Source organism: Mesorhizobium sp. P2_B5, from assembly GCF_056404775.1.
This window is the reverse complement of sequence record NZ_JBFUDJ010000004.1, coordinates 277102-291364: the sequence shown is the minus strand read 5'-3', so window position 1 is coordinate 291364 and position 14263 is coordinate 277102. Positions and strand designations below refer to the sequence as shown.

Genomic DNA, 14263 nt, shown 5'->3' with positions numbered 1-14263 from the left:
CGTCACGCAATGCCTGCCCAAACCGGCAGGCCCTCTCCTGTCAATAACCCTGTGGCTTCGGCCACGGCATGGTGAACTGGTCGCCGCGCCGCACATAGCGGTAGCGGTAGAAGTGGAACCACAGCGAAATCAGGAAGTAGAAGGCGACCATGGCGATCAGCTGCGAGCCGAAGCCGAGGAAGATCGCGAAGAAGGTCACCACGCACAGGCAAAACAAAACGATCGCCGGCAGCGGATGGAAGGGGTGCGTATAGCCGCGGCGGATCGTGCCCAGCGGCCACTTCTTGCGGAACATCATGATGTTGATGCTCATGAAGGTGTATTGCAGCACGCCAGACAGGATCGAGAAGGTGATCGCCTGGTTGAGGTCGGCGATGAAGGCGAAGGCCAGCGCGATCGGCAGCAGGAACAGGATCGAGCGGTAGGGCGTGCGGTATTTCGGGTGCACGGCCGAAAACCAGGTCGGCAGATAGCGGTCGCGTCCGAGCGAGAACCAGGCGCGGGCCGCATCGTTGATGCAGCCATTGGCCGAGGCGAGTGCGGCAAGTAGCGTGGCGATGAACAAAAGGTTCTCGAGCAGCGCACTGCCGGTCAGCTTGCCGGCGTCCCACAGCGGATAATAGGTGATGCCGAGATATTCCCAGGGCATCAGCGAGGCGCAGACATACCAGGTCATGGCGGCGGCGATCAGCAGCGTGATCATGCCGGCCATGGTGCCGTAGGGCAGCGAGCGCGCCGGTGAGCGGACTTCCTCGGCCGCCTGCGTGGTGCCTTCGATGCCGAGATAATACCAGATGCCGAACTGGAAGGCGGCGATGACGCCGATCCAGCCGTAAGGCAGCGCATTGCCGGGGGTGACCAGCTCGTTGAGCTTCAGCACCGCGCCTTGCGTCCACGGGCTGACCGAGAAGAACAGGATGACGATCGACACATAGGCGATGGCGGTGATGACGAAATTGACGTTGAGCGTCATCAGCACGCCGCGATAGTTCAGCCATGCCAATACGACGATGGTGGCGGCAATGAAGGAATTGTGGGTAAGCCCCTCGACGCCGGCCTTGGCTACGATGGTGTCGCCGAGCAGGATGGCGTCCGAGACCTCCAGCATGGTGTAGGCAAAGACCAGGAACAGCGCGACGTTGAAGGCCATCAGCGGCCCGACAATGTGCTTGGCCTGAGCATACTGGCCGCCGGCGGCGGCGACCGTGGAGGTCACTTCGGAGTCGATCATGGCGACCGAAGTGTACAAGAGCCCGACCACCCAGCAGACGATCAGCGCGGCCAGCGCGCCGCCCTTGTCGGCCGAGAAATTCCAGCCAGTGAATTCGCCGACCAACACGATGCCGACGCCGAGCGCCCAGACATGGGCCGGGCCGAGCACCCTGAGCAGCGAAACCCTGTCGCCGTGGATTGCCGTAATTATCGTTTCAGCCGCGACCGCCATTGTTTTCCCCTAGACCCGATGCTTTTCGGAAACGGCTTCAAGCTCGCCTTCGCGCGAGGAGGTCAGCACCTCCTCGGAGTAGGTCGTGTCGATCTTGAACCAGTCGTAGAGCATCCACAGCGCAAGCACGACCGAGATGCCCCAGCATGCATAAGACAGAGCCGTCCACATGGTGCTTCCCCAAATCTCTGGCGTTATTTGTCGTCGAATTTTTCGTTGATGACGTCGCGGTATTCGCGGTCGGAGGCGCGGAACAGGAAGACGAAATAGCCGATCAGCACCGCCGCCATGATGATCAGCGTCGGCCAGTCGATGATGTAGTGGAAGCGGTTCTGGATGATGTCGTGCGCGGTCTCGGGCGTGTAGCCGAGCTTTTCCCAGATCGAGGCCATGGTCGGGTTCTGCCCGAGGGCCTCCCAGGTCTTGGCATCGAGCGCGTCGATGGACTTCGCAGCACCGGCGAGCCCGAGTTTCAGCGGCAGCCACAGCGCCACAAAAATGGCGACGACGACGACGACGATATCGAAAATCTGCCCGGCCTTGCCTTGTTCCGGCGGCGTGTAGCGCGACATGTCTCTACCCCTCAGGACGTTCTATTTTCAGGACTTGCGGTTGCGGGCCGCGTCGGCGTTCTTGATGTCGAGACCGTAGATAAAATCCTTGTCTTCCTTGTAGTGATTGACCATCGCCAGGATGGCGGCCGTGTTGAAGATCAGCACGGCGGCCGCCGCGATGGCGACGACGATCTTGATCCCGCTGTCGGGGATGTAGGGCCATGTCATGATGAGCACGAAGAGGATCGTCGCCCACAGGCAGACGATCAGGAGCGCGGATCCGCGCACGTCGGAACGGTACAGCGCTTCGATGCGCTGCTGCAGGTCTGACATCGGTTTTCCCCTTTATTCCAACGCCGGCTTCCGAATTGGCCGGTCGCTGCCCTCTTTCAAGAGAGTGAAATTTTTTTCATAAATTCAATCCGATTTGCGGAATTGTCAAGACGAATTTACGTTTGGTTAACCGGTCATTTGGCGTGGCAAATTTTGCCTGACAATGAAATTATTTGCTTACGGGTATTGCGGCGCCCGAACGTTTGCGATCAATATTCGCTCAAAGCTCCCGCCGCAGCGCAGGGGGCAGGGAACACAATTGAATTTTCGAACGGAGGATTAGCGGATGACGGCATCCTGGAGATTTTCGACCCTGGCGGATCGCCATCGCGCGCTCGGCTCGAAGCTCGAAGACTGGAGCGGCATGGGTACCGCCTGGACCTACGACAAGGACGCCGACGAGGAATACACCGCGATCCGCACGAAGGCCGGGCTGATGGATGTGTCGGGCCTGAAGAAGGTCCACATCACCGGCCCGCATGCCTCACACCTCATCGATCTCGCCACGACGCGCGATGTCGAAAAGATCTATCCCGGCAAGTCGGCCTATGCCTGCATGCTGAACGAGGCCGGAAAATTCACCGACGACTGCATCCTCTACCGCACCGGCCCGAACAGCTGGATGGTGGTGCACGGCTCCGGCACCGGCCATGAGGAACTGCAGCGCGCCGCAATGGGCCGCGACGTGTCGCTGCGCTTCGACGACAATCTGCATGATCTGTCGCTGCAAGGGCCGACCGCGGTCGATTACCTCTCAAAGCATGTGCCGGGCATCCGCGATCTCAACTACTTCCATCACATGCAGACGCAGCTCTTCGGTTTCCCGGTGATGATCTCGCGCACCGGCTATACCGGCGAGCGCGGCTACGAAATCTTCTGCCGCGGCCAGGATGCCGGCACGATCTGGGACAGGATCCTCGACGAAGGCAAGAGCGCCGGCATCATTCCGTGCCGCTTCACCACGCTCGATATGCTGCGCGTCGAAAGCTATTTGCTGTTCTACCCCTACGACAATTCGCAGAAATATCCGTTCGAGAACGAAGGCCCCGGCGACACACTGTGGGAGCTCGGCCTCGACTTCACCGTCAGTCCGGGGAAAACCGGCTTCCGCGGCGCGGAGGAGCATTATCGGCTGAAAGGCAAGGAACGCTTCAAGATCTATGGCGTTCTGCTCGACGGCAAGGAGCCAGCGGACGAGGGTGCGCCGGTCTATCGCGACGGCAAAAAGGTCGGCGTGGTGACCTGCGCCATGTATTCGCCGCTGGTCAAAAAATCGATGGGCATCGCTCGCCTCGATGTCGACTGCGCGGTCAAGGACACCAAGCTCGAGATCCGCAACAAGAGCGGTTCGATCAAGGCGACGGCGCAGCCGCTGCCCTTCGACGATCCCAAAAAGACCAAGCGCACCGCCAAGGGTTGAGGCACAATCGACAGCGAGGGATTTAGGGCACACAGAGAGAATGGCAGCCAAGACGATCATCAGCCGGCCCATCTACGGAACCCTGTCTCCGCAGCCCGGCAAGCATCATCTTTTTCTGGCGGATGCGGAAGGCGCGCTGGCGATCGTTGATATGGCAAGGACGGCCCCGCCCGGTTTCTTCGACGGCGCCGAGATCGTCTTCATTCCGGGACCTGACGGCAAGCACATTGCCGCGCTCGAAACCCTGAAGCCGGCGCAGTTTCACGTCGCGCCGTCCTTCGCCAGCCTGCTGCCGCGGCTGAAGCAGACGCTGGCCAACGCCCATATGGGCCTGCGCCTCTATCTCGCCGGCACCGAAGGTCTGATCGGCCAGGCCATGCAGGTGGCGCTCGAAGCCGGTATCGACCACACCTCGATGCAGACCGAGCATCGCGGCTCGCTGGCGCGACGCATGCAATGCGTGCACTGCAAGGGCATCACCGAAAACGTGACGACGCAGCCGGCAACCTGCGCGCATTGCGGCCTGCTGCTTCTGGTGCGCGATCACTATTCCAGGCGCCTCGCCGCCTTCCAGGGCGTCTGCATCAATGCCGAGGATCGCTCGGAGATTCCTCCCAAAGAGGAGGCCTTCCCATGAGCACCGGCACCACCAAGCTCGATGTCGTCGTCAGCGACGTCGTTCCGGTCAACGATCTGGTCACCCGCTTCCATTTCCGCCGCCGCGACGGCGAGCTGTTGCCGACGTTCTCCGGCGGCGCCCACGTCGTGGTCGAGATGCGCGATGGCGACCTCACCAGGCTCAACCCCTATTCGCTGATGGGCTCTCCGCTCGACACGCGCGAATACACCATCTCGGTGCGCCGCGACGATGTCGGCCGCGGCGGCTCTCTGTTCATGCACAGGTCGGTCAAGCCGGGCCAGGAGATGGTGGTCAGCTACCCCGTCAATCTGTTCTCTCTCGATCTCAGGGCGAAGAAGCATCTGATGCTGGCCGGCGGCATCGGCATCACACCGTTCATGGCGCAGACCGCGCAGCTCGCGGGCTCCGGCGGCAATTTCGAGTTACACTATACGTGCCGCACCGCGTCGCTCGGCACCTATGCCGATGTCCTGCAGGAACGCTATGGCCGCCGCATCCGGCTCTACCACGACGATCTGGACCAGCGAATCGAACTCGACCGGCTGTTGTCGTCGCAACCGCTCGGCACCCATCTCTATGTCTGCGGCCCGGCCGGCATGATCAACTGGGTGCGCGAGCGCGCGGCAGAACTGGGCTGGCCGCCGGAGACCGTGCATTACGAACATTTCGCGGCACCCCAACCCGGCCTGCCGTTCGACGTCACACTTGCCGTCAGCGGCAAGACTATCCGCGTCGGCGAGCAGCAGAGCCTGCTCGAAGCGATCGAAGCCGCCAGCGTCGATCCGCCCTATCTCTGCCGTGGCGGCGTCTGCGGCCAATGCGAGACCAATGTCATCTCGTATGACGGCAAGTTCATCCACAACGACCACTGGCTGAGCGAGGAAGACCACCGTTCCGGCTGCAAGATCATGCCGTGCGTGTCGCGCTTCGAAGGCAAGTCTTTGGTCCTGGAAAGATAGGAGGCGAGCTTGGGCATCACCTTTCGCAAGGAAACGTTCCGCGACGATTTCACCTTCAAGAACAGCCCGGAGCACATCAGGCGGTTTCCGTTTCCGTTCCACGAAGACAGCTACATGTATGCGGTCAATATCGAGCCGCATGTCGTCGGTCCCAAAGGCTCAGTGCTGGAAAACCTGATCGACGTCGACGAGCACTATGTCGCCGAGATGCAGGACCGCGCTTTGGTGCTGGCCGAGGATCCGCTGCGCTGTCAGTCGCTGCCGCATATGACGCTGGCCGGCTGGGACCTGCTCGAACTCCTGATGGAGCAGCAGGCGCTGGGCTACCCCGAGCATTTCACGCTTGAGCGCGACGGCGACCGCTGGCGCTGGATCAACCGGCCGCTCGGCATCGACGACACCTTCACCTTCGGCGACACCTCGACGCTGCCTTACGGGCCGATGGAATACATCACCCGCCAGAGCCAGGGCGATTTCTGCATCCTCGACCAGCGCGACGGCAATCTGTGGATGGACGCCGGCATGGTCACCACCCAGGCCGACTGGTCGCTCGATTTCGACATCGGCATGAACTTCTTCGAATGGCACGCGCCGGTGCCGCTGGCCCATGAGAAGGGTATTTTCGTTAGGGCGCTGAAGTTTCTCACCAACATCCAGCAGGGCAAGCCGGCGCGGCGGCTGAACTGGACGATGACCATCAATCCGCGCCTCGACACCAGCCCGGAAAACTATCACAAATGGGGACCGGACCGCGCGACGGTGACGCCAGAGAATGTCGGCGACAAGGTGCATCTGCGCGTCGAATTGCAGAGCTTCTGGCGCCTGCCGCGTTCGAACGGCATCGTCTTCCCGATCCGCTGCTACCTCATCAAGATGGACGAGCTGGTGACGCAGCCGAAATGGGCGCGGCGCCTGCACCGCGTCATCCGCGACCTGCCGGAAGAGCTCGCCACCTACAAGGGCCTGACGCGGTACAGGCCGACGCTGGTGGAATGGCTGTCGAAGCTGGATGATGGCAGCGCGACGAGCCCGGGGTTTGGGCCGGATTGACGGTCAAAGACTTGGGTTCCTCGCCCCCGCCGGAGGCGGGGGAGAGGTGTCCGCGAAGCGGACGGAGAGGGGGCCTTCGTAGGGCGCTCCCCCTCTCCGTCTCGGCTTCGCCGAGCCACCTCTCCCCCACTTTTGTGGGGGCGAGGAACCTGAGCTAAATTCTACCCCGCGCTGTTCTGCGGATAGCAAATAATCGACAAATACCGCATCGGCAGCTTTGTCAGCTGCTCCGGTCCATGCGGCGCGTCGGCGTCGAAGAACAGGCTGTCGCCCGGCTTCATCGGATAGAGGTTGCTGCCGTGGCGGTAAACCACTTCACCCTCCAGCATGTAGAGGAACTCCATGCCTTCATGCTGGAAGGTCGGGAACACGTCCGAATCCTCGGTCAGCGTGATCAGATAGGGCTCGACGACGACGCCGCTGGTGTTGGAGCCGATATGCCCCAAGAGATTGTACTGGTGGCCGGCGCGCGTGCCACGGCGCTCGACATCGAGGCCTTCGCCGGCTTTGACGAAGACGGCGCTGCGCTCTTCCTCGAAGCGGCGGAAGAAGGCGGTGACGGGAACGCCAAGCGCTCTGGACAGCGCCTGCAGCGTCGTCAGCGACGGCGAGGTGATGCCGTTTTCGATCTTCGACAGCATGCCCAGCGAAATGTCGGTGGCAACGGCGAGATCGGCGACAGTGATGCCGAGCTTCTTGCGGAAAGCGCGCACCTCGCGGCCGATCGCCACCTCCAGCACCTTCTCGCGCGTGTCGCGGATGGCGTGCGGGTTCTGCGTCAGCGGCGTGCGGATGGTCTTCCCGTCCCCCGAGACCTTCGGCAACGGCTTGGCCTTGGCCGGACCGGCGCCGGGCTTGAGATCGGATGCTGTCTTCGCCATGTCGCCGCTCCCAAGAATCGCAGATTTATTTCACTCAAGGTGAACATATTCGCTGCCGATACAGAAACGCAACCGCGACAGCAAGCCCTTTAAGTCGCGCTGCCATCGGTTTTTGCCGAAAATCCGCTGGGACGAAACGCGGTTTCGCCACAAGCCCTGTTGACAGCATCGAAGGGGCAATTACTGTCACTGTGAGTGAAATTTGTTTCGTAAGAGCAATCCTGGGAAAAGCGTGAAACGGTTTTCCCACAGGAATTGCGTCAAAGTTGAAATGAGACCGGGAGGCCTGCCATGAACACTCGCGTTGCCGTCATTGGAGCCGGGCCATCCGGCCTGGCCCAGCTCAGGGCCTTCAAATCGGCCGAAGACAAGGGCGCCACCATTCCTGAAATCGTCTGCTTCGAAAAGCAGTCGGACTGGGGCGGCCTGTGGAACTACACCTGGCGCACCGGCCTCGACGAACACGGCGATCCCGTCCACGGCTCGATGTACCGCTACCTCTGGTCGAACGGACCGAAGGAATGCCTGGAATTCGCCGACTACACATTCGAAGAGCATTTCGGCCGCCCGATCGGCTCCTATCCGCCGCGCGCCGTTTTGTGGGACTACATCAAGGGCCGCGTCGAGAAATCGGGCCTGCGCAAATGGGTGCGCTTCAACAGCCCGGTGCGCATGGTGACCTTCTCGGATGTGACGAAGAAATTCACCGTCACCGCGCATGACCGCACCAACGACGTCACCTACTCCGAGGAGTTCGACAATGTCGTCGTCGCGTCCGGCCACTTCTCCGTGCCGAACGTGCCCTATTTCGAGGGCTTCTCGACCTTCAACGGCCGCATCCTGCACAGCCATGATTTCCGCGACGCCATGGAGTTCAAGGGCAAGGATATCCTGATCATCGGCCGCTCTTACTCGGCCGAGGACATCGGCTCGCAATGCTACAAATACGGCGCCAAATCGATCACCTCCAGCTACCGCTCCAAGCCGATGGGCTTCAAATGGCCGGAGAACTGGAAGGAGGTGCCGCTGCTGCAAAAGGTCGTCGGCAAGACCGCCCACTTCAAGGACGGCACCACCAAGGATGTGGACGCCATCATCCTGTGCACCGGCTATCTGCATTCCTTCCCCTTCCTCACCGACGACCTCAAGCTGAAGACCGCCAACCGCATGTGGCCGCTCGACCTCTATGAGGGCGTCGTCTGGGAGAAGAACCCGAAGCTGTCCTATATCGGCATGCAGGACCAGTTCTACACTTTCAACATGTTCGACGCGCAGGCCTGGTTCGCCCGCGACGTCATCATGGGCCGCATTAAGTTGCCGTCGGTGCAGGCGATGGCCGAGCACGGCGCCAAATGGCGTGCGCGCGAGGAGATGCTGGAAGACGCCGAACAGATGATCTGGTTCCAGGGAGACTACACTAAGGAATTGATGGACCAGACCGACTATCCCGGCTTCGACGTCGAGGCTGTCAACCAGACCTTCATGGAATGGGAGCACCACAAGGCGGAAGACATTATGAGCTTCCGCGACCACGCCTACCGCTCGCTGATGACCGGCACCATGGCGCCGCTGCATCATACGCCCTGGCTGCAGGCGCTGGACGATTCCATGGAGAGCTATCTCGAGGTGAAAGGTGTGGCGGCCGAGTAGCCGCGGTATCGTCCTGCCTAGCCCAGCCTCGCCCGCGCCTTCGCCGTCCAGGCGTTGAACAGCCGGTCGGCGACGATGCCGATGAAGGCGATGGCGAGACCGGCGACAATGCCACGGCCGGAATCGGCCTTCGACAGCGCGATGAACACCTCCTGGCCGAGATCGCGCGTGCCGACCATGGCGCAGATGATGATCATCGCCAGTGCCATCAGGATCGTCTGGTTGACGCCGAGCATGATCTCGGGAAGCGCCAGCGGCAGTTGCACGCGAAAGAAGGTCTGGCGCGGCGTGCAGCCCGAAACCTTGGCCGCCTCGATCAATGCCGGCGGCACCTGGCGGATGCCGTGATTGGTGTAGCGGATTGCCGGCACCACGGCGAAGGCGACCGTTGCGATCATGGCGGTGACGTCGCCGACCCGAAACAGCATCACCACCGGAATGATGAAGCAGAAGGACGGCAGCACCTGCAGCGTATCGATGATGGGCGTGGCGATCTTTTCGAAACGGTCGCTGCGCGCCGCCATCAGGCCAATCGGAATGCCGATCAGGCAAGCGATGAAGGCCGAGATGCCGCAGAGATAGACCGTCGCCATGGTCTTTTCCCAGAGACCGGCGATGGCGCAGAAAGCGGTCAGCGCAGCAACCAGTGCCGCCAGCCGCAGGCCGCCGAGCTGATAGCCGGCGAGGCCGAGCAGCGCCACAGCACCCAGCCACGGAAAGCCTTCGCAGAAGGCGCGCAGCGGGTTCAGCACATTGAGGATCAGTGCGACGCGAAACGCTTCGATTACGTCGAAGAAGTTGATCGTCACCCAGTTCACCGCCGCCTTCCACAAAGGCGCGGTGGTGAAGGTGATCGCCTTCGGCACCGCCGCGAAGGCTGGCACATAGAGACTGAGCAGCGTGGTGACGGCAAGGATGGCGAGCGCCAGCGTCAGATGGGGATAGCGCCGCCAGAAGACCGGGCTCACCGCCTGATGCGTCTGGCCTTTCGCCTGCTTGTGGGCGATGGCCTGGCTCAGCCGGTCGAGCGCGATAGCCAAAGCCACGATGGCAAGGCCGGCTTCCATCGCTTCGCCGACCTTCAGCGCGCGCAGCGCGAGCAGCACGTCGTAGCCGAGGCCGCCGGCGCCGATCATCGAGGCGATGATGACCATATTCAGCGCCAGCATGATCACCTGGTTGACGCCGACCATCAGCGTCGGCCGCGCCGAGGGCAGCAGCACCCGCCACAATTTCTGCTGCGCCGTGCAACCGGCCATCTCACTGAAATCATCGATCTCGGACGGCACGCGCGACAGACCCAGCATCGTCGCCCGCACCATCGGCGGCGTGGCAAAAATGGCGGTGGCGATCATCGCCGACACCGGGCTATTGCCGAACAGGAGCAGCATCGGGATGAGGTATGCAAAGGTCGGGATGGTCTGCATCAGATCAAGGGCAGGGGAGACGATCAGCCTCTCGGCCCATGGCTTGCGCCACGCCCAGATGCCGGCAAACAAGCCGGTGACGATGCAGAACGGCACCGCGATGGAAATCAGCGCCAGCGTCAGCATGGCGCTGGTCCACTGGCCGAACAGAGCGATGTAGAGAAAACAGCCGCCGACCAGCAGGCCGAGTTTCCGCCCACCCACGGCATGCCCTGCGATGAAGGCGACAGCGCAGACACCGACCCATGACAGGCGCGGCAGCACATAGGCGTCGGCGCCGTGGCCGATCTTGAAGCTCTTGGCGAGCAGATTGAGCGCGAAATCGAGGGGAACGCCGAGCACCGCGGTGATCGAGCGGGTCAGCCACGACAAGTTCGACTTGATCCAGCGCATCAGCGCGCTGACCCAGTCGGCGACCGGGACAACCGCCTCGGCCGGATAATTGACCGCCCAGGGCAGCCGGTCCTGCTGCAGGACCACCACCAGCACGGCGGCAAGTGCCAGTGCCCAGACCAGCAGCCAGCGCTGAACCGGCGGCCTCGTTTCGCTGGCGCTTGCCGTTACCGTCATGCGCCGGCTCTCGGTTTGTCCAGACCGGCCAGCAGCCCGATCACCGCTTGCGGCGTCACTTCGCCGATTGGCTTGCCGGTGCCGTTGACCACGGCGAACGGTTTTCCCGAGCCAACGATGCTGGCCGAGAAACTGGCGATCTTGGCATCGGGCGAAACCGTGCCGCCATGCTCCGAGCCATCGCAGGCGCGCATCAGGCTGCGCGCCGAAATCACCTTGGCGCGGTCGACGTCGCGGGTGAATTCGGCGACATAGTCGGTCGCCGGATTGACCACGAGCTGTTCAGGCGTGCCGATCTGGATGACCTCGCCATCCTTCATGATGGCTATGCGGTCGGCCAGCCTGATCGCCTCGTCGAAATCATGGGTGATGAAGACGATGGTCTTGTGCAGCATGGTTTGCAGCCGCATCAGCTCATCCTGCATCTCGCGGCGGATCAGCGGGTCGAGCGCCGAGAACGGTTCGTCGAGAAACCAGATCTCCGGCTTGGTCGCGAGACTGCGGGCAATGCCGACGCGCTGCTGTTGGCCGCCGGAAAGCTCGCGCGGATAAAAATGCTCGCGTCCGCGCAGGCCGACAAGCTCGATCACCTCGCGCGCCCGAGCTTCCCGCGTCGGCCTGTCCTGGCCCTGGATGCTCAAGGGGAAAGCGATGTTCTCCAGTACGTTGAGATGCGGCAAGAGCGCAAAATTCTGGAACACCATGCCCATGCGGTGGCGCCGGAGTTCAATCAACGCCGCGTCGGAAATCTTTAGGAGATCGTTGCCTTCGAACTCGACCTTGCCGTGGGTCGGCTCGACCAGCCTGGACATGCAGCGCACCAGCGTCGATTTGCCGGAGCCCGACAGGCCCATGATGATGAAGATCTCGCCCTGGCGTATTTCGAGATCGACGGCGCGGACCGCGCCGACCAGTCCGGCGGCAGCGACGTCGGCCATGCTGGCCTTGCCGTCGCGCTCGCGAATGAAGTTCGCAGCGTTCGATCCGAACAACTTCCAGACATTGCGGCAGGCAAGCTTTATCGGCCGCGCATCCTTTGGCGTGCCAACTGCCTGCGGTTCAGTCGCTTCCGTCATCCAATGGTCCTTCTGGAAAATAGGGAAATAGACCCGGCCGCTACGGCCGGGTCTGGCTTCCAGTCGGAACGATCACTGCGCCCAGGCTTTCCAGTCGGCCTCATGGGCGGCGATCCAGGCGGCGGCGACTTCTTCAGGTGTCTTGCCGCCGAGGTCGATCTCGCCGCTCATCTTGTTGAGCTCGTCGGTGTCGACCGTGTAAGCCTTGGCCACTTTGTAGGCGACCGGCCATTTGTCCTTCATGCCCGACCAGGAGTATTTCCAGATCTCGCCATGCGGCTTGCCGCAATCATATTTGGCGTCGGGGTTGGTGCCCCATTTCGGGTCGGTGTAGCACTCCGGCGTGTGTTCGGGGAATTGCAACCATTCGCCCTTGTACTTGGCCGGCGCCCAGTGCGGCGAATAGATCCACAGCATGATCGGCGCCTTGCGCTGATAGGCCGAGTCCAGTTCGGCGAACATCGCCGCGTCGGTGCCGGCATGGATGACGGTGAAGGGCAGCTTCAGCGCCTCGACGCGCTCGTCGTCAAAGCCTTCCCAGGTCACCGGGCCGCCGAGATAGCGTCCCTTCGGTGCGGTCTCGGCTGTCGAAAAGGCCTCGGCGCATTTCGGGTCCTTCAGCGCTTCCCAATTCGGCAGGCCCGGGCATTTCTCCTTCATGTATTCGGGAAACCACCATTCTTCCTTGGCCTTCGGTCCGAGCTTGCCGAGCCGCTCGGTCTGGCCGGTGGCGTCGGAGGCCTTCATAGCTTCGCCGGCCGTCGTGTCCCAGAATTCCAGGCCGACATCGATATCGCCATTGGTGAGGCCGGTGGTCAGGCTGGAGAGGTAGTCGGCGGTCGGATATTCGACGGTGTAGCCGAGTTTTTCCAAAACGCCGCCAAGGATCTTGGCGTTGAGGTTGACGCTGGTCCAGTCGAACAGCGCGATCTTGATCGGGTCGTTGGATTCAGGCGCGGCCGCTTGCGCCGCCGGTGTCAGTGCACTTGCCGAGGCAAGTGCGAAGGCTCCCATTGATAGTCTCGAAATCACACTGCGAAATGACATGCTTGTTCTCCTGTCAAACCATGTGGAAGTTCTTAGTCGTTCCCTTCTTGCGTCTTTTCTTGATTGTGTTGGAAAGGCGGGTCGTTACGCAAGCTCGTTCGCGCCATACCATCTCCATGGCCGCAACCGGCGCAGGCGAGATGGTGCTCAATCTGGTGGTGGTATGGTGCTGGATAGGCCCGCGTCATGGCATCGCATGGATTGCTGCGCGAGCAATCGTCAACGAATCGATCGCCGCTCCGGCGGCGCTCTGTGACTTCAGAGCCATCAAGGTCCCATGATCTCGGCCGGCGAGCCCCATCCCCACCAAGGCCGTTTCATGGGATGAAATTATATATACCAACGTTCATGCGGCGCAACGGCTGACGGCTCGTGCACTGCGGAATTTCAGACTGGTCGATTGCCAACCGCCAGAGCTGACTTCACGACATGATCAGGCCGCCATCGACATTGATCGTCTGGCCGGTGATGTAGGTGGCGTCGTTGCTGGCGAGGAAGCTGACCAGGCCGGAGACATCCTCGCCGCTGCCGGCGCGGCCCATCGGGATATTCTTCACCCACTCGGCCATCAACTCTCCGGGCTTGTAATCTCCCATAAGCTTGCCCCATGCGGCGTCGTTATAGGCCCACATGTCGGTGTCGATGATGCCGGGGCAGATCGCGTTGACGGTAATCTTTTCCTTGGCCACTTCCTTGGCCAGGCTCTGGGTGATGCCGACGACGCCGAACTTCGACGCCGCATAATGCGGCGTGTAGATGAAGCCTTGCCGTGCCTGGCCTGATGCCGTGTTGATCAGCCGGCCGCCATCGCCATGCTTGCGGATGCGGGCGATCGCTTCCTGGCAGCACAGGAACACGCCCTTGGTGTTGACTGCCATCACCTTGTCCCACTCGGCCTCGGTCATCGCCTCGATCCGGGCGATGGTGATGACCGAGGCATTCTGCACCGAAATGTCGACGCGGCCGAACTCCTTCTCGGCGAGATCGTAGAGCGCGATGACCTCATCCTTCCTGGTCACGTCCATGCGCATCGATGCGACCTTGGCGCCCGCGGCTTTCAGGCTGGCGGCAACCTCTTCGACCCGGGCATCGATGGCGCTGACCACGACCGCAGCACCTTCCTCGGCCAAGCGCTTCGCCATTGCCGCGCCGATGCCGCCGCTGGCCCCGGTGATGACAGCCGTCTTGCCTTCAAAACGCTTCGGCACTTGG

15 protein-coding genes are annotated in these 14263 nt (G+C 62.0%); 6 read left to right on the top strand and 9 right to left on the bottom strand.

The annotated features are described in order from the left end of the window. Window positions 1–40 precede the first annotated feature (40 nt). From AC1D1N_RS17100 to AC1D1N_RS17085, 4 genes are read right to left on the bottom strand one after another with little or no spacing between them, the layout of a single operon-like run. On the bottom strand, window positions 41–1444 hold the full coding sequence (locus tag AC1D1N_RS17100; protein WP_112565763.1) for an APC family permease: 1404 nt from the start codon (window positions 1442–1444) through the stop codon (window positions 41–43). Window positions 1445–1453: 9 nt separating this feature from the next. Continuing rightward, on the bottom strand, window positions 1454–1615 hold the full coding sequence (locus AC1D1N_RS17095; protein ID WP_477343593.1) for a hypothetical protein: 162 nt from the start codon (window positions 1613–1615) through the stop codon (window positions 1454–1456). Window positions 1616–1638: 23 nt separating this feature from the next. Then, complete coding sequence (locus AC1D1N_RS17090; RefSeq protein ID WP_023668545.1) at window positions 1639–2016, bottom strand: hypothetical protein; 378 nt, start codon at window positions 2014–2016, stop codon at window positions 1639–1641. 27 nt (window positions 2017–2043) lie between these two features. Then, complete coding sequence (locus tag AC1D1N_RS17085) at window positions 2044–2331, bottom strand: hypothetical protein (RefSeq protein WP_352584414.1); 288 nt, start codon at window positions 2329–2331, stop codon at window positions 2044–2046. A 286-nt stretch (window positions 2332–2617) separates the two neighbouring features. On the opposite strand from AC1D1N_RS17085, the gene AC1D1N_RS17080 reads away from it, so the two are divergent. Genes AC1D1N_RS17080 through AC1D1N_RS17065 form a run of 4 tightly spaced genes read left to right on the top strand, consistent with a single transcriptional unit; the run spans window position 2618 to window position 6400 of the window. Beyond that, window positions 2618–3751 (top strand): aminomethyl transferase family protein, encoded by a 1134-nt coding sequence (locus tag AC1D1N_RS17080; protein WP_477349867.1) that lies wholly within the window; start codon window positions 2618–2620, stop codon window positions 3749–3751. Between the two features lie 40 nt (window positions 3752–3791). After that, on the top strand, window positions 3792–4388 hold the full coding sequence (locus tag AC1D1N_RS17075; protein ID WP_477349865.1) for a dimethylamine monooxygenase subunit DmmA family protein: 597 nt from the start codon (window positions 3792–3794) through the stop codon (window positions 4386–4388). After that, window positions 4385–5350, top strand: coding sequence for a PDR/VanB family oxidoreductase (locus AC1D1N_RS17070; protein ID WP_477349863.1), 966 nt, complete (start codon window positions 4385–4387; stop codon window positions 5348–5350). The genes AC1D1N_RS17075 and AC1D1N_RS17070 overlap by 4 nt, the downstream gene beginning before the upstream one ends. A gap of 9 nt (window positions 5351–5359) precedes the next feature. Further along, window positions 5360–6400, top strand: a complete 1041-nt coding sequence (locus tag AC1D1N_RS17065) for a heme-dependent oxidative N-demethylase family protein (RefSeq protein ID WP_477349861.1) — start codon at window positions 5360–5362, stop codon at window positions 6398–6400. A gap of 161 nt (window positions 6401–6561) precedes the next feature. On the opposite strand, the gene AC1D1N_RS17060 is transcribed toward AC1D1N_RS17065, so the two are convergent. Then, on the bottom strand, window positions 6562–7281 hold the full coding sequence (locus tag AC1D1N_RS17060; protein WP_477342200.1) for a helix-turn-helix domain-containing protein: 720 nt from the start codon (window positions 7279–7281) through the stop codon (window positions 6562–6564). Between the two features lie 291 nt (window positions 7282–7572). Here AC1D1N_RS17060 and AC1D1N_RS17055 point away from each other — a divergent pair, with 291 nt between their 5' ends. After that, window positions 7573–8931, top strand: a complete 1359-nt coding sequence (locus AC1D1N_RS17055; RefSeq protein WP_477349859.1) for an NAD(P)-binding domain-containing protein — start codon at window positions 7573–7575, stop codon at window positions 8929–8931. Between the two features lie 17 nt (window positions 8932–8948). On the opposite strand, the gene AC1D1N_RS17050 is transcribed toward AC1D1N_RS17055, so the two are convergent. The 3 genes from AC1D1N_RS17050 to AC1D1N_RS17040 all read right to left on the bottom strand — a co-directional run bounded on the left by AC1D1N_RS17050 (window position 8949) and on the right by AC1D1N_RS17040 (window position 13051). Then, window positions 8949–10928, bottom strand: a complete 1980-nt coding sequence (locus tag AC1D1N_RS17050; protein ID WP_477349857.1) for an ABC transporter permease — start codon at window positions 10926–10928, stop codon at window positions 8949–8951. Further along, window positions 10925–12004, bottom strand: coding sequence for a quaternary amine ABC transporter ATP-binding protein (locus tag AC1D1N_RS17045; protein ID WP_477349855.1), 1080 nt, complete (start codon window positions 12002–12004; stop codon window positions 10925–10927). The genes AC1D1N_RS17050 and AC1D1N_RS17045 overlap by 4 nt, the downstream gene beginning before the upstream one ends. Before the next feature lie 72 nt (window positions 12005–12076). Continuing rightward, on the bottom strand, window positions 12077–13051 hold the full coding sequence (locus AC1D1N_RS17040) for an ABC transporter substrate-binding protein (RefSeq protein ID WP_477349853.1): 975 nt from the start codon (window positions 13049–13051) through the stop codon (window positions 12077–12079). A 116-nt stretch (window positions 13052–13167) separates the two neighbouring features. Between AC1D1N_RS17040 and AC1D1N_RS17035 the strand changes: the two genes are divergently transcribed. Next, window positions 13168–13332, top strand: a complete 165-nt coding sequence (locus AC1D1N_RS17035; RefSeq protein ID WP_436258784.1) for a hypothetical protein — start codon at window positions 13168–13170, stop codon at window positions 13330–13332. A gap of 141 nt (window positions 13333–13473) precedes the next feature. Here AC1D1N_RS17035 and AC1D1N_RS17030 read toward each other — a convergent pair whose 3' ends face one another. Beyond that, window positions 13474–14259 carry an SDR family oxidoreductase gene (locus tag AC1D1N_RS17030; protein WP_477349851.1) on the bottom strand — a complete coding sequence of 262 codons (786 nt, stop codon included), beginning with the start codon at window positions 14257–14259 and terminating at the stop codon, window positions 13474–13476. Between the last annotated feature and the right edge of the window lie 4 nt (window positions 14260–14263).

Excerpts from the sequence above, each read along its gene's own strand:
- AC1D1N_RS17100 (WP_112565763.1), bottom strand. The coding sequence starts at position 1,444 with ATGGCGGTCGCGGCTGAAACGATAATTACGGCAATCCACGGCGACAGG.
- AC1D1N_RS17095 (WP_477343593.1), bottom strand. The coding sequence starts at position 1,615 with ATGTGGACGGCTCTGTCTTATGCATGCTGGGGCATCTCGGTCGTGCTT.
- AC1D1N_RS17090 (WP_023668545.1), bottom strand. The coding sequence starts at position 2,016 with ATGTCGCGCTACACGCCGCCGGAACAAGGCAAGGCCGGGCAGATTTTC.
- AC1D1N_RS17085 (WP_352584414.1), bottom strand. The coding sequence starts at position 2,331 with ATGTCAGACCTGCAGCAGCGCATCGAAGCGCTGTACCGTTCCGACGTG.
- AC1D1N_RS17080 (WP_477349867.1), top strand. The coding sequence starts at position 2,618 with ATGACGGCATCCTGGAGATTTTCGACCCTGGCGGATCGCCATCGCGCG.
- AC1D1N_RS17075 (WP_477349865.1), top strand. The coding sequence starts at position 3,792 with ATGGCAGCCAAGACGATCATCAGCCGGCCCATCTACGGAACCCTGTCT.
- AC1D1N_RS17070 (WP_477349863.1), top strand. The coding sequence starts at position 4,385 with ATGAGCACCGGCACCACCAAGCTCGATGTCGTCGTCAGCGACGTCGTT.
- AC1D1N_RS17060 (WP_477342200.1), bottom strand. The coding sequence starts at position 7,281 with ATGGCGAAGACAGCATCCGATCTCAAGCCCGGCGCCGGTCCGGCCAAG.
- AC1D1N_RS17055 (WP_477349859.1), top strand. The coding sequence starts at position 7,573 with ATGAACACTCGCGTTGCCGTCATTGGAGCCGGGCCATCCGGCCTGGCC.
- AC1D1N_RS17050 (WP_477349857.1), bottom strand. The coding sequence starts at position 10,928 with ATGACGGTAACGGCAAGCGCCAGCGAAACGAGGCCGCCGGTTCAGCGC.
- AC1D1N_RS17045 (WP_477349855.1), bottom strand. The coding sequence starts at position 12,004 with ATGACGGAAGCGACTGAACCGCAGGCAGTTGGCACGCCAAAGGATGCG.
- AC1D1N_RS17040 (WP_477349853.1), bottom strand. The coding sequence starts at position 13,051 with ATGTCATTTCGCAGTGTGATTTCGAGACTATCAATGGGAGCCTTCGCA.
- AC1D1N_RS17035 (WP_436258784.1), top strand. The coding sequence starts at position 13,168 with ATGGCCGCAACCGGCGCAGGCGAGATGGTGCTCAATCTGGTGGTGGTA.